Origin of the sequence: Pantoea sp. Ap-870 (assembly GCF_011752515.1) — a bacterium.
GTDB classification, from domain to species: domain Bacteria; phylum Pseudomonadota; class Gammaproteobacteria; order Enterobacterales; family Enterobacteriaceae; genus Pantoea; species Pantoea dispersa.
The window spans coordinates 1,172,691-1,186,224 of record NZ_VWXG01000001.1 but is presented as its reverse complement, the minus strand read 5'-3'; the positions used below and the strand labels follow the sequence as shown (position 1 = coordinate 1,186,224).

The window sequence follows — 13,534 nt, the reverse complement described above, 5'->3', positions numbered from 1 at the left end:
TCGGTCCTTCACATGTTTATTAAAGTCCTCGGTTCGGCGGCTGGCGGTGGCTTTCCGCAGTGGAACTGTAACTGCGCCAACTGCAGCGGGCTGCGTAACGGCACGCTCCAGGCGCAGGCGCGCACCCAATCCTCAATCATTGTCAGCGATAACGGTACCGACTGGGTGTTGTGCAACGCTTCGCCGGACATCAGCCAGCAAATCGCCCGGACACCGGAACTGGTGAAACACGGCGTGCTGCGCGGAACGGCGATTGGCAGCATTATTTTGACCGACAGCCAGATCGATCACACCACCGGTCTGCTGAGCCTGCGTGAGGGCTGCCCGCATCAGGTATGGTGCACGCCGGAAGTGCATGCCGACCTCACCAGCGGCTTCCCGATTTTTACCATGCTGCAGCACTGGAACGGCGGCCTGCAGCATCGGGCGCTCACGCCGCTTGAGCCGTTTCGCGTTGATGTCTGCGCCAGTCTGCAATTCACCGCCATTCCAATTCTCAGCAATGCGCCACCGTATTCGCCGTATCGCGATCGTCCGCTGCCGGGACATAACGTGGCGCTGTTTATCGAAAACACCGCCAGCGGGCAGACGCTGCTGTATGCGCCGGGCCTCGGCGAACCGGATGCGGTGATTATGCCGTGGCTGCAAAAAGCCGACTGCCTGCTGATGGACGGCACTGTGTGGCAGGATGATGAGCTGCTGACCACCGGCGTCGGCAAAAATACCGGCAAAGCCATGGGCCATCTGGCGCTGGCGGAAGAGCAGGGGCTGATGGCGCTGCTGGCCGCTCTGCCGGCCAGACGCAAAATTCTGATTCACATTAACAACACCAATCCGATTCTCAACGAGCATTCGCCGCAGCGCCAGTTCCTGACGCAGCAGGGCATTGAAGTGAGCTGGGACGGCATGGCGATTCATTTGCAGGAGTCCGCATCGTGATCATTACCGAGGCGTTGTCACCCGAAGCCTTTGAACAGGCGCTGCGTGCCAAAGGCGCGTATTACCATATTCACCATCCTTACCATATCGCGATGCACAACGGTGCCGCGACGCGCGAGCAGATTCAGGGCTGGGTGGCGAACCGTTTTTACTATCAGACCAATATTCCGCTGAAAGATGCGGCGATCATGGCCAACTGTCCGGATCCGGCAACGCGCCGTAAATGGGTACAGCGTATCCTCGATCACGACGGTCGTAACGGTGAGGAAGGCGGCATTGAAGCCTGGCTGCAGCTGGGAGAAGCGGTTGGTCTCGATCGCAAAGTCTTGCTGTCAGAGAAGCTGGTGTTGCCAGGCGTACGGTTTGCCGTTGATGCCTATGTCAACTTTGCGCGTCGCGCCAACTGGCAGGAAGCGGCGTGCAGCTCGCTCACCGAGCTGTTTGCCCCGCAGATTCATCAGTCGCGCCTCGACAGCTGGCCGCAGCACTATCCGTGGATCAAAGAGGAAGGCTATTTCTACTTCCGCAGCCGCCTGAGCCAGGCGAACCGCGATGTGGAACACGGCCTGGCGCTGGCGCTGGAAGTCTTTACCAGCGCTGAGCAGCAGAACCGTATGCTGGAGATCCTGCAGTTTAAACTCGACATTCTCTGGACCATGCTGGATGCCATGACCATGGCATACGCGCTGCAGCGTCCGCCGTACCACACGGTGACCGATCAGGTCGCCTGGCACAGTACAAGACTGGTGTAATCACATGAAAGAGACTCTGATTCCGGCGTTTCGCCGCGGCTATCGTCTGCAGTGGGAAGCCGCGCAGGACAGCCACGTGGTGCTTTACCCGGAAGGGATGGCGAAGCTGAATGAAACCGCTGCCGCCATTCTGGAACTGGTGACCGGCAAGCAGGATGTGGCGGCCATTATCGCCACGCTCAATGCGCGTTTTCCGGAGGCGGGCGGCGTCGATGATGACGTCAAAGACTTCCTGCAATCGGCCATTGAACAGAAGTGGATCCAGTGTCGTGAACCCGAATAAACCTGGCGTGAATGCGCCGCTGTGGCTGCTGGCGGAGCTGACTTATCGCTGCCCGCTGCAGTGTCCTTACTGCTCGAACCCGCTGGATTTTTCGCAGCAGGAACAAGAGCTGAGCACCGAACAGTGGATCGAGGTGTTCCGCCAGGCACGCGCCATGGGCAGCGTGCAGCTGGGCTTTTCCGGTGGTGAACCGCTGACGCGCAAAGATCTGCCGGAGCTGATTCGCGCCGCGCGCGATCTGGGCTTTTACACCAACCTGATCACCTCCGGCATTGGCCTGACGGAGAAAAAGCTTGATGCCTTCGCCGACGCCGGGCTGGATCACATCCAGATCAGTTTCCAGGCGAGTGATGAAACGCTGAACGCCGCACTGGCCGGTTCGCAGAAGGCGTTTCAGCAGAAGCTGGCGATGGCAAAAGCGGTGAAAAAGCACGGCTACCCGATGGTGCTGAACTTCGTGCTGCATCGTCATAACATCGACCAGATCGATAAAATCATCGATCTGTGTATTGAACTGGAGGCGGATGATGTCGAACTGGCCACCTGTCAGTTCTACGGCTGGGCGCATCTTAACCGTCAGGGATTACTGCCAACGCGCGAGCAGATTGCCCGCGCCGAAGCGGTGGTTGCGCGCTACCGTGAGCGCATGGGCAGCAGCGGTAATCTCACCAATCTGCTGTTCGTCACGCCGGATTACTACGAAGAGCGGCCAAAACCCTGTATGGGCGGCTGGGGATCGATATTTCTCAGCGTGACGCCGGAAGGTACGGCGTTACCCTGTCACAGCGCGCGCCAGCTGCCGGTGCAGTTCCCCTCAGTGCTGGAGCAGAGCCTGGAGGATATCTGGTACAACTCGTTTGGCTTCAATCGCTATCGCGGCTTCGACTGGATGCCGGAACCGTGCCGCTCATGCGATGAGAAAGAGAAAGATTTCGGCGGTTGCCGCTGCCAGGCATACATGCTGACCGGCAATGCCGACAACACCGACCCGGTTTGCAGCAAGTCGCCGCATCACGGAAAAATTCTTGAGGCACGCCGCGAAGCCAGCTGCAGCGATATCAAAATCGCCCAGCTGCAGTTCCGCAACCGCAGCAACTCTGAGCTGATTTTCAAACAGCGGGTCACCTGATGTGCGAACGCAGCCTGACGCTGGCTAACGGTCTGCGCTGTCATCTGTCGCACCAGCCCGACGCGCGGGAAAGCGCAGCGCTGGTGCGCGTCGGCGCGGGCAGCCTGCACGAACCCGATCGCTGGCCCGGCCTGGCGCATCTGCTGGAACATCTGCTGTTTTGCGGCAGCGCTGGCTTTACCGGCGATGAGCGCCTGATGCCGTGGCTGCAGCAACAGGGTGGTCAGGTGAATGCCACCACGCAACTCAGCCGCAGTGCCTGGTTCTTCCAGCTGCCGGCGCAGGCGCTGGCGGCGGGCGTGGCAAGGCTGGCAGATATGCTGGCTGCGCCACTGCTAACCGGTACGGCGATTACGCAGGAAGCGGCGGTCATTGAGGCAGAATATCAACTGCTGCGGCATCATGCCGAAACGCTGAGTGAAGCAGCGCTGCTCGACGCGGCCGGTGGCGCACTGCGCCGCTTTCGCGTCGGGAGTGCAGCGTGTTTTGGTGACAACGTAACGGAACTGCAGCAGGCGCTGCGGCTGTTTCATCAGCAGCATTTTGTCGCCGCCAACCAGCAGCTGTGGCTGAGCGGACCGCAATCGCTGGATGAATTACAGCAGCTGGCCGAGGCGTTTGCTGTTCACCAGTCAGGCGGTGCGGCGCACTCCTTATTGCCAGCCATTTCCGCGCCGGAGCCAGTTGAAACGCTCATCCAGCTTGCCGATGAAGAGTCATTCTGGCTAAGCCTGTTTATCAACGGCGAAGAAAGCGCTTTGCGTGACAACGTCACATTGCTGGAGGCTTTCTGGCAGGATGAAGCCCCTGGCAGCCTGATGGCGCAGCTGCGCAGCGAGCAACTGTGCGCATCGCTGCAGTGTGAATGGCTGTGGCAGAGCGCCGATCATAGCTGGCTGGCGTTGCGCTTCAGTGCGCCAGCGCTGTCAGCGTCGGCGGCAAGACGCATTGAACAGCTCTTCTGGCAGCATCTGCGTGCGGTGCGCGCCGCCACGCCAGCGCAACATCGCCACTATTTGCAACTGGCACAGCAGGATTTCGCTGCGCTGTCGCCGCTGACGCAGCTGCGCGGACGGGCGCTGGGATCGGCGCCGTCAGCTGACGTTCCCGCAGATTTTACCGGTTTCATCGCCGCGCTGTCACAGGCACCGTGCACGCGGCTGCTGACGCAGCGACAGCTGTCCGCCGCGCCTTACACCACGCAGGGATTCTGCCTGCAGCGCGCGCCATGGCCACCGACCGCGGCTGGTCCGGTCGCGCCGGTTAACTGGTCATTTTATCCTTGCGCTGACGTCCTGCATTTGCCGGAACTCCCGGCAAATTGCGCGCCGTTGCTGCGCGCAAACCCGGTGCAGCCGCGGGAAACGCTGCTGGTGCGCCCGGCGTTTTATCACACCCTGAGTGACGAGGCGGCGCTAAGCTGGCAGCAGCAGCTGCGCCCACGGCTGGCCGCACTGCGCCATGCCGGTGGCAGCGGACGCTGGCAACAGCAGCAGGGCGTCTGGCAACTGGTGATTAATCTGCCTGACGATGCAATGCCCGCGCTGCAGCAGCTGCCTGGCGTGCTGGCGGCGCTGAATGCGCCGGTGCTGCCGCAACCGCACCGTGCTGCACAAAGTATTGTGATTCGTCAGTTGCTGGAAGCGCTACCGCAGCAGTTGCTGGCCCCGGCTGCGCATCCTGCATGGCAGGCCGCCTGGTGCGGCCACAGCGAAAGCGTCAGTCAGCATGCCGCGCACGGGCTGAGCGAGGTGGTTCAGACTCAGCCTACGCCGGCGCGCGCGGCTGCGCTACAGCACGGCGTCAGCGCGCTGCGCTGTGCGGCGAACGATCAGGCCTTGTTGCTGTTTATTCCGCTGCCCGCTGCCGATGATGCCAGCCTCGCGGCGCTGCGTGCGCTGGCGCTGATGTTCGAACCACGCTTCTTTCAGCGCCTGCGGGTTGAGCAACAGATTGGCTATGTGGTGTCAGCGCGCTACCAGCGCGTGGCGGATGTGGATGGACTGCAGCTGGCGCTGCAATCACCGTCCATTGGCTGGCGTACACTGCTGCAACACTGCAAAGCGTTTTTGCGCGACATGGTGAGTGAACTCGCCGCCATCAACGATGAAACGCTGCGGGGCTGGCAGGCAACGCTGCTGGCGCAGTGCCAGCCACACCAGAACGCCGACGCCGCCAGTGAGGCACTGCGAAAACAGCAGGGACTGCCGGTGCTTACGCCAGAAGCGGTCGCGGCGCTCACGTTACCCCAGCTGCAGCGGCTGCATCAGCGCCTGCTGCGCGAACGCCGCCGCTGGCGCTTGCTGATTAATCAACGTGAATAATTTCTCCCTCTCTGCAGTCAGCCTGCTCCCGCTGGCATAAAGACAAAAGTTTACACAGCAGGGGTTGGTGTTTCTGCTGCTTTTGCATAAACTGGCCGCACTTTTCTCTGAGGCTGTGGCATGACGATATCGCCCCAACGCGCAAAATGGATTCTGGCACTGGTTTGTCTGGTGCTGGCGTTTTGTCTCGTCCAGCGCAGCTTCAATCTCCCGACCCAGCCTGTCGTTAGCATTACTGCTCACAGCGCCGCCGTTGATGACGGTGCCAGCAGTGATAAACCCTGTGCGCTGGGCGCTAAGTCACTCAGCGGCAGCGCGCCGCTGCTCGATACCGCGCTGCCATTCCTCGTACTGCTGCTGGCGTTGATCGCCACGCTCTTCCAGACCTCGTCTGCCACTGTCTGGCGGCGTGAACCGCTGTTTGTGCCGCTGCGACGGCGCCATCTCACGCTCTGCGTCTTCCGGGAATAACACCACGCGATCCACCGCGTAAACCCTGTTATTCACCGGAGAAACGATTATGACATTCCTGATCAGGAGCCTGCTGCTCCTCGTGGCGAGCTGCGCGCTGAGCGTGCAAGCCGCCGATACCGGCTGGCTGCGCAATGCGCAAAACAGCCACGCCGAAGTGCGCCTGCGCGCCGCGCCGCAGGGCGATCACCTGCAACTGCTGCTGGATATTCGCCTGCAGCCGGGCTGGAAAACCTACTGGCGCTCGCCGGGCGAAGGCGGCGTCGCGCCGGAAATCCGCTGGCAAACGCCGGATGTCAACGCCCGCTGGTCGTGGCCAGTGCCAGCGCGCTTTGACGTCAGCGGCCTCACCACGCAGGGCTACAAAGGCAACGTTACGCTGCCCATCGTGCTCGAATCTGCCCCGCAGGGCACGCTGGCCGGCACGCTGACGCTGTCCACCTGTAGCGACGTCTGCATCCTGACGGATTTTCCGTTCCAGCTCGATCTCTCGCAGCCCGCCAGTCCGGATTTTGCACGTGATTTCGCCCAGGCGATGGGGCAGATCCCGGCTGACAGCGGGCTGACCGATCAGCTTGATGCCAGCTTCGTTGATGGCACGCTGCAAATCCGGGCGCAGCGTCAGCAGGGCTGGCAGCAGCCGGAACTGTTCTTTGATTATCCGCAGGGCAGTATGCTGGCGACGCCGCAAATCAGCGTGCAGGGCGAGACGCTGACGGCCCGCGTGGCGGTGACCGATGAATGGGGCGAGGCTGCGCCGGACCTGCGCGGTAAAGCGCTGTCGCTGGTTATCGCTGACGCCGGTATCGCTCAGCAAAGCCAGCTGACCCTTGGTCATCAGCCGCTGTTTTCTCCCTCTGCCGGAAACGCCACGCTGTGGTCGGTAGTGCTGCTGGCGCTGCTCGGCGGGCTGATTCTCAACCTGATGCCCTGCGTGCTGCCGGTGCTGGCGATCAAACTGAGCAGTCTGGTGCAGCAGCAGGGACAGACGCAACGCCAGACGCGTCAGCAGTTTCTCGCGTCCAGCGCCGGTATTCTGTTCTCTTTCCTGCTGCTGGCGCTGCTGATGACCGTGCTACGGCTCAGCGGTCAGGCGCTGGGCTGGGGCATTCAGTTTCAGAGCAGCGGCTTTCTGCTGGTGATGGTGTTGGTGATGTTCCTGTTCAGCGCCAGTCTGTTCGATCTGCTGCATTTCCGCCTGCCTTCCGGCCTGACTACCCGGCTGGCGACGCATGGCGGTGCCGGTCTGGCAGGACATTTTGGCCAGGGGGCCTTTGCCACGCTGCTGGCGACGCCGTGCAGCGCACCGTTTCTTGGCACCGCCGTCGCCTATGCGCTGACCGCGCCGCTGCCGCAGCTGTGGCTGCTGTTTGTCGCGCTCGGTGTCGGCATGAGTCTGCCGTGGCTGCTGGTTGCGGCGCTGCCGGGTATGGCGTGCTGCCTGCCGCGTCCGGGGAGCTGGATGCTGCATCTGCGCACGCTGCTGGGGCTGCTGATGCTGCTGGCAACGCTGTGGCTGGTGACGCTGCTGATTCCCCACTGGGGCAGCACCATCGCCATTCTGCTGGCGGCCATCCTGCTGCTGGCGCTGACGGGCTGGCTAATCGCACGCCGCGCGATGCCGCAGGCAGGTCTGGTGTTCATTACCGTGACGCTGGCGGGCGCGCTGTTACTGCTGACGCGCCTCTCCCCGGAAGAAGAATCGCTGGTGTGGCAACCGCTGACCGAAGCCGCCATCAATCAGGCGCTGGAGCAGGATAAGCGCGTCTTTGTCGATGTCACCGCTGACTGGTGCATCACCTGCAAAGTGAATAAATCGCGGGTGCTGAATCAGCCTGACGTGCGTGCCGCCCTCGGCGCAGAGGATGTGGTGCTGCTGCGCGGTGACTGGACTCAACCGGATCCGGCCATCGGCGAGTTCCTGCGCCGCCGCGATCGCGTAGCGATCCCCTTTAACCAGATTTATGGCCCGGCACTGCCGCACGGCCAGATTTTATCGCCGTTATTAAGTCGTGATGCGGTGATTTCAACACTCTCTGAGGCAAAAAAATGATGAAAAAAACCCTGTTACTTTCGCTGATGTTACTGGCAGCACCCGCCCTGGCCGCCGCGCCATTTACCCCTGAGCAGGAGGCGCGCATCAAACAGCTGATTCGCGAAACCCTGGTGCAAAATCCGGCGATTCTGGCAGAAGCCGCTGACGCATTTGATAAAGAAGCCGCGCGCCAGCAGCAAAACGTGGTTGCGCAGATGGTAGAGAAAAACCGCGCGGCGCTGTTTAACGATGCCGGCTCACCGCGCATCGGTGCCAAAAAACCGGCGCTGACGCTGGTCTATTTCACCGACTACAACTGCGTCTTTTGCAAAAAGTTTGAGGCGGATATCGAAAAACTGCTGCAGAACTATCCGCAGGTGGCGGTGGTACTGAAGCCGCTGCCGTACCGCGCTGAAAGCTCGCTCAGTTCGGCGCGTCTGGCGCTGACGGTGTGGGAGCAGCAGCCGAATAACTTTCTTAAGCTGCATGAACGGCTGATGGCAAAGAAAGGCAACCATGATGAAGCCAGCATCGCCGCCGCGCTGGACAAAAGTGGCATCAGTTTATCGGCGCCGAGCACCGCCAGCCTCGACACCATCAACCTTAACCTGACGCTGGCGCAGCAGCTGGGTGTGCAGGGTACGCCCGCCACGCTGGTTGGCAATCAGCTGATCAGCGGGGCAGTGCCTTATGCACAGCTGGAAGCCGCGGTGAAAGGTGCGCTGCAGGCTAAGCCATGAGCCGGTTAACGCGCTGGCTGCGCGAAGGCGTGCTGTTGGTGCTGATGGCAGCGGCGCTGCTGCTGGCCATGGACTGGCTGCGTGCACCGCAGCTGCCCGCGGATGTGGCCCGGCAGCCGCTCAGCGCGCTGCAGGGCGAGGTGAACCTGGCGACGCTGAGCCAGCAGCGGCCGGTGCTGGTTTACGTCTGGGCCAGCTGGTGTGGCGTGTGCAAACTCACCACACCGACGGTAGCCGCGCTCAGTCAGCACGGCACGCAGGTGGTCAGCGTGGCTCTGCGATCCGGCAGCGATGCGCGCGTTGCCACCTGGCTGGATAAAAAAGGAGTACGGGGATTCGCCGTCAATGATGAAAGCGGGGCGCTGGGACAGCGCTGGCAAATCAGCGCCACGCCGACGTTCATCGTGCTGCATCAGGGCAAGGTGGTCAGCACCAGCAGCGGCTGGACCAGCAGCTGGGGGCTCAAGCTGCGCCTGTGGTGGGCGGCACGCGCTGCCTGATTAATCAATAACGGTAATTGACCGCGTTAAATAACCGTAGCGTGAATAACCTTGCGCTGCGGTTATTTTTTTGCTTATTAAAAATCTGCATTCAATATTTCAATGCATTGAAATTAAATGAGTAATAAATAAATTGATAAATGAATCATTCTGGTTTATTTGCAATTAGCATCATCATGGCACATATATGTTAAATCACTTTTTATTTATTCATTTAATAACGGCGCGCTCGCGCCATTTTATTTTGGGGGAGAACAATGCGAATTCATCACCTCAACTGTGGCTGCATGTGCCCGCTCGGTGGCGCGTTATTCGATGGTTTCAGCAAAGGTCCGTTTGCTGAACTGGTGTGCCACTGCTTACTGCTGGAAACTGACCGTCACGGTTTAATCCTCGTGGATACCGGTCTGGGCACGCAGGATATGCGCCATCCTGACCGCCGCCTGTCGGGCTTTTTCCGCGCGCTAAATAATATTCGCTATAACGAGCAGCTCAGCGCGCTGGCACAGATTCAGCTGCTGGGGTTTCGCCCGGAGGATGTGCGCCACATTATTCTGACCCACCTCGATTTTGACCACGCCGGCGGCATCAGTGATTTTCCGGCCGCCCGCATTCATCTGCTGCAGCGTGAACTGGATACCGTAACCCAGGCGGGCGACAGCAGCTGGCTGGCGCGTCAGCGGTTTCGCCCGCAGCAGTGGACTGCGCACGATGGCTGGCGCGGTTACACCAGCGGCGGCGAGCGCTGGTATGGCTTTGATGCGGTGAAGGCGGTCGACGATCTCAGCGATGAGATTCTGCTGGTGCCGCTGCCGGGACATACGCTGGGCCATGCGGGCGTGGCGATTCGTCACCAGGGCGGCTGGCTGCTGCATGGCGGCGACGCCTGGTTTTATCGCGGTGAAATGTACCACAGCCAGCGCCACTGTACGCCTGGCCTGCGCGCCTATCAGCGCCTGATGTGCAGTGACCGCGCCGCCTGGCACAGCAATCAGCAGCGGCTGCGTGAACTGTCACTGCACCACCCGCAAGAGGTGCAACTGTTCTGCAGCCACGACGCGCAGGAACTGAACCAGTTCCGTCGGCACGGTTAACTTTTTGTGCGGGCTCTGCGCATGACTCTTTATCTTTACTAATATTTCTCAGGCGTGCGAAGCGATGCCTGGCCGGATCGCTCTCGCCTGGAAAAACTGTGATAGGGAGAGTGCGATGTACCATACCTCGGGACGCTCGGTTGTTGGCGTGACGCTGTTTACCCTGCTTGAGCCGTTGCCGCTGGGCTTTTTCTTTGCTGCCTGGCTGTTTGATATTATCTATCTGCAAACCTTCATCGTCATGTGGACCAAAGCCGCCAGCTGGCTGATAGCCATCGGGCTGGTGCTGGCGATTGTGCCGCGACTAATCAGCCTGATTCATTTATTCCGTGGCGCACCTGCCGCAGAGAAAACCCATTTCTGGCTGTCGCTGCTGGCAATCGTGCTGGCCATCGTCAACGCATTCATTCACAGCCGCGATGCCTATGCAGTGGTGCCGATGGGCGTGACGCTCTCCACCCTGGTGGTGGTGGTGTTGCTGATAGCGAATCTGCAGCTGGCGCTGCGCGAGCGTCGTTTACAGGGAGGTCGCCCATGAAATTTCGTGTTATGAGTGCGCTGGGAATTGCAGTACTGCTGAGCGCCTGCGACAGCGGATCGGACCTCGATCCGCAACGGCAAATCGGCCCTGATCCGCAGCTGCCGCAGGCTAAAAACTTCTTTATGCCGCCGATGCAGGTGCCGGAAGGCACCGCGTGGAAAGAGGGCGAGACACCAAAAGTGGCCGACGGCCTGAAGATCGAGAAAATCCCGGCCAGCCTGATGCACCCGCGTCAGCTGTATGTGCTGCCGAATGGCGACGTGCTGGTGGCAGAAGCCAACGGGGTGAAAAACCCGGTCACGGCACCGAAAGAATTGATCATGAGCCTGGTGCAGAAATCTTCCGGCAAAGGTGGCCCGGGCGGCAACCGCATCACGCTGCTGCGCAACGTAAACGGCAAGTGGGAACAGCACCGGTTTATCGAAAACCTCAACGCGCCGTTTGGCATGCAGCTGATTGGCAATACGCTGTATGTGGCTAACGCCGACAGCCTGGTGAAATTCCCTTACCAGACCGGTGAAACCGAAATCCGTACGCCGCCGGAAGAGGTGACGTCGCTGCCGGGCGGTGAGCTGAATCACCACTGGACCAAAGCGCTGCTCGCCAGTCCGGACGGCAGCAAACTGTACGTCGGTGTCGGCTCCAACAGTAACATCACCGAGAACGGTATCGGCGCAGAGTATGGCCGCGCGGCGGTGTGGGAAGTGGACGCCGCAACCGGTGCCAGCCGCATCTATGCCAGCGGCATCCGCAATCCTACCGGTCTGCAGTGGGAGCCGCAAAGCGGCAAGCTGTGGGCCATCGCCAACGAGCGTGACGAAATCGGGTCGGATCTGGTGCCGGATTACCTGACCTCCGTGCAGGACAAAGGTTTCTACGGCTGGCCGTACAGCTACTTTGGTCAGCACGTCGACGAGCGCGCGCAGCCGCAGCGGCCGGATCTGGTGGCGAAAGCCATCAAGCCGGACTATGCGCTGAGCTCACACGTGGCACCGCTCGGCCTGCTGTTCTATGGCGCGGATAATATGCCGCAGTACCGCGGCGGGGCCTTCATCAGTGAACACGGCAGCTGGAACCGCACGCCGCTCAACGGCTATAAAGTGATTTGGGTGAAATTTGAAAACGGCAAACCGGTCGGGCAACCGCAGACGGTGGTGTCAGGATTCCTCACCGACGATCAGAAGCAGGTACGCGGTTTGCCGGTAGGACTGGCGACGGATAATCAGGGCGGGGTGTTGATTGCCGACGATGCCGGCAACGCGATCTGGCGTATCAGCGCCGCACAGTAGGGCCATCGCAGGTAATAAAAAAGGATTTGGCCAGGTCGCCAAATCCTTTTTTTATGTTCGTCACCCGGCTGGTAACCGCGCTCGGAACGGGGTGCTCAGCACTCCTCACAAAAGGAATGATAAAATGTGCAGCGAAAGATTTCAAGTTTCGCTAAAATACTGTATGGTTATACAGGTGTTGAGCGCGGCGGATGCTTATTGTTTTCTGATGACTCCAGGGGCGCGGATAGTCAAACCCCGGCAGGTTTCAGGTGGTGCTGGCCTGTGGCTTTCACAATGAGTGCCGCTCAGCGCTCCTCACAGATGTGCTTAGGCGGTCGGCGGGTAGAGTCAGGGCCCCGAAAGCTGAACAGCGCGCTCCTGTCAGAGGAGAAGGAAAGTGATGGAACTTGTTCGATTACTCCTGGACCTGGTCCGGGTGATCCTGCAAATCATCGTTGCCCTTTTGCAACTGACCGGTCAGGCGCACTGACCGGAACTTGAAACAAGGCGGAGCTCACCTCTCCGCCTTTTTTCGTACGTCCGCGTCACGCGCCGGGCCGGCTTTGCTGTTGCATCGCCTGTCTGAGCGCCGCAACAAACACGCTAACGCGCGCCGGCAGGTGGCGCGTGGTGGGAAACAGCGCCCACACGCCCAGCATCTGCGGCTGCGCGTCCTCCAGTTCCAGCGCCACCAGTTCGCCGGATGCCAGCTCTTCCCGCACATCCCACTCAGAAAGCTGCGCGATGCCGCTGCCGGCCACGCACAGCGCACGCACCCCTTCGACATTGCTGCCGCTGAAGCGTCCGTCAACGCTCAGGCTGGAGAGATGGCCGTCCACCATAAAACTCCACTGCACCACATTCGACAGGCGCAGACAGTGGTGTTGATGCAGATCCGCCAGATGACGCGGCGTGCCGAAGCGTTGCAGATAGCCTGGAGCCGCACACAGCCGGCGCGGGTTATCGGCCAGACGGTGTGCCACCAGGCGGGAATCGCGCAGCGGGGCGATGCGAATCGCGACATCAAAGCCCAGCCCGACAATGTCCGTGACATCGTCGCTGAGCTGAAACTCAACGCGCAGCCCGGGGTTTTGCTCCATCAGTGACGGCAGCAGCGGAATGATGGTGCGGCGGCCAAACCCCGTAGGCGCGGTGATGCGCAGCTGGCCGGTGGCCCCCTGTTTATCGGGCGCGAACAGGTTGCGTGCGCTCTGTTCGGTCTCGGCCAGCGTTCTGGCATAAGGAAGAAACTCTTCGCCTTCATCGGTGAGGGCAATGGCGCGCGTGGTGCGATGCAGCAGCCGTACGCCGAGATCCTCCTCCAGTGAGGCCAGCCGGCGCGACACGGTCATAGTGGTGGTGCCGAGCCGCCGCGCCGCCTGCGTCAGGCTGCGGGTTTGCGACACCATCAGAAAAACATCAATATCCCGGGAGTTCATTGTAACGGTTTCCGTT

At 60.8% G+C, this 13,534-nt stretch carries 13 protein-coding genes; 12 read left to right on the top strand and 1 reads right to left on the bottom strand.

Translation table 11 applies throughout. The features are described 5' to 3' along the window. The first annotated feature begins 12 nt into the window (after positions 1-12). From pqqB to F3J41_RS05690, 12 genes are all read left to right on the top strand, one after another. Entirely contained in the window at positions 13-939 is a 927-nt protein-coding gene (gene pqqB, locus F3J41_RS05745) for a pyrroloquinoline quinone biosynthesis protein PqqB (protein ID WP_166710194.1), read from the top strand. Further along, the gene (pqqC, locus tag F3J41_RS05740; protein WP_021505974.1) at positions 936-1,691 is read left to right on the top strand and encodes a pyrroloquinoline-quinone synthase PqqC; all 756 of its coding nucleotides are present in this window, start codon (positions 936-938) and stop codon (positions 1,689-1,691) included. The genes pqqB and pqqC overlap by 4 nt, the downstream gene beginning before the upstream one ends. Before the next feature lie 4 nt (positions 1,692-1,695). Beyond that, a complete protein-coding gene (pqqD, locus tag F3J41_RS05735; RefSeq protein WP_021505975.1) occupies positions 1,696-1,974 on the top strand; it encodes a pyrroloquinoline quinone biosynthesis peptide chaperone PqqD in 279 nt (92 codons plus the stop codon). Further along, a complete protein-coding gene (gene pqqE / locus F3J41_RS05730) occupies positions 1,961-3,103 on the top strand; it encodes a pyrroloquinoline quinone biosynthesis protein PqqE (RefSeq protein ID WP_021505976.1) in 1,143 nt (380 codons plus the stop codon). Before pqqD ends, pqqE begins: the two co-directional genes overlap by 14 nt. Further along, the gene (pqqF, locus tag F3J41_RS05725; RefSeq protein ID WP_166710192.1) at positions 3,103-5,427 is read left to right on the top strand and encodes a pyrroloquinoline quinone biosynthesis protein PqqF; all 2,325 of its coding nucleotides are present in this window, start codon (positions 3,103-3,105) and stop codon (positions 5,425-5,427) included. The genes pqqE and pqqF overlap by 1 nt, the downstream gene beginning before the upstream one ends. 120 nt (positions 5,428-5,547) lie before the next feature. Continuing rightward, positions 5,548-5,898, top strand: coding sequence for a hypothetical protein (locus F3J41_RS05720; RefSeq protein WP_058758599.1), 351 nt, complete (start codon positions 5,548-5,550; stop codon positions 5,896-5,898). Between the two features lie 49 nt (positions 5,899-5,947). Beyond that, positions 5,948-7,951, top strand: a complete 2,004-nt coding sequence (locus F3J41_RS05715; RefSeq protein ID WP_166710190.1) for a protein-disulfide reductase DsbD — start codon at positions 5,948-5,950, stop codon at positions 7,949-7,951. Beyond that, positions 7,951-8,673 carry a DsbA family protein gene (locus tag F3J41_RS05710; protein ID WP_166710278.1) on the top strand — a complete coding sequence of 241 codons (723 nt, stop codon included), beginning with the start codon at positions 7,951-7,953 and terminating at the stop codon, positions 8,671-8,673. The genes F3J41_RS05715 and F3J41_RS05710 overlap by 1 nt, the downstream gene beginning before the upstream one ends. Continuing rightward, complete coding sequence (locus tag F3J41_RS05705; RefSeq protein WP_166710188.1) at positions 8,670-9,173, top strand: thioredoxin domain-containing protein; 504 nt, start codon at positions 8,670-8,672, stop codon at positions 9,171-9,173. Before F3J41_RS05710 ends, F3J41_RS05705 begins: the two co-directional genes overlap by 4 nt. 257 nt (positions 9,174-9,430) lie before the next feature. Further along, complete coding sequence (locus F3J41_RS05700; protein ID WP_166710186.1) at positions 9,431-10,267, top strand: MBL fold metallo-hydrolase; 837 nt, start codon at positions 9,431-9,433, stop codon at positions 10,265-10,267. A 115-nt stretch (positions 10,268-10,382) separates the two neighbouring features. Continuing rightward, entirely contained in the window at positions 10,383-10,805 is a 423-nt protein-coding gene (locus tag F3J41_RS05695) for a DUF2231 domain-containing protein (protein WP_021505986.1), read from the top strand. Further along, complete coding sequence (locus tag F3J41_RS05690) at positions 10,802-12,097, top strand: sorbosone dehydrogenase family protein (RefSeq protein ID WP_021505987.1); 1,296 nt, start codon at positions 10,802-10,804, stop codon at positions 12,095-12,097. The genes F3J41_RS05695 and F3J41_RS05690 overlap by 4 nt, the downstream gene beginning before the upstream one ends. 527 nt (positions 12,098-12,624) lie before the next feature. Here the strand turns inward: F3J41_RS05690 and F3J41_RS05685 are convergent. Continuing rightward, the gene (locus F3J41_RS05685) at positions 12,625-13,518 is read right to left on the bottom strand and encodes a LysR family transcriptional regulator (RefSeq protein ID WP_058758595.1); all 894 of its coding nucleotides are present in this window, start codon (positions 13,516-13,518) and stop codon (positions 12,625-12,627) included. Positions 13,519-13,534 lie beyond the last annotated feature (16 nt).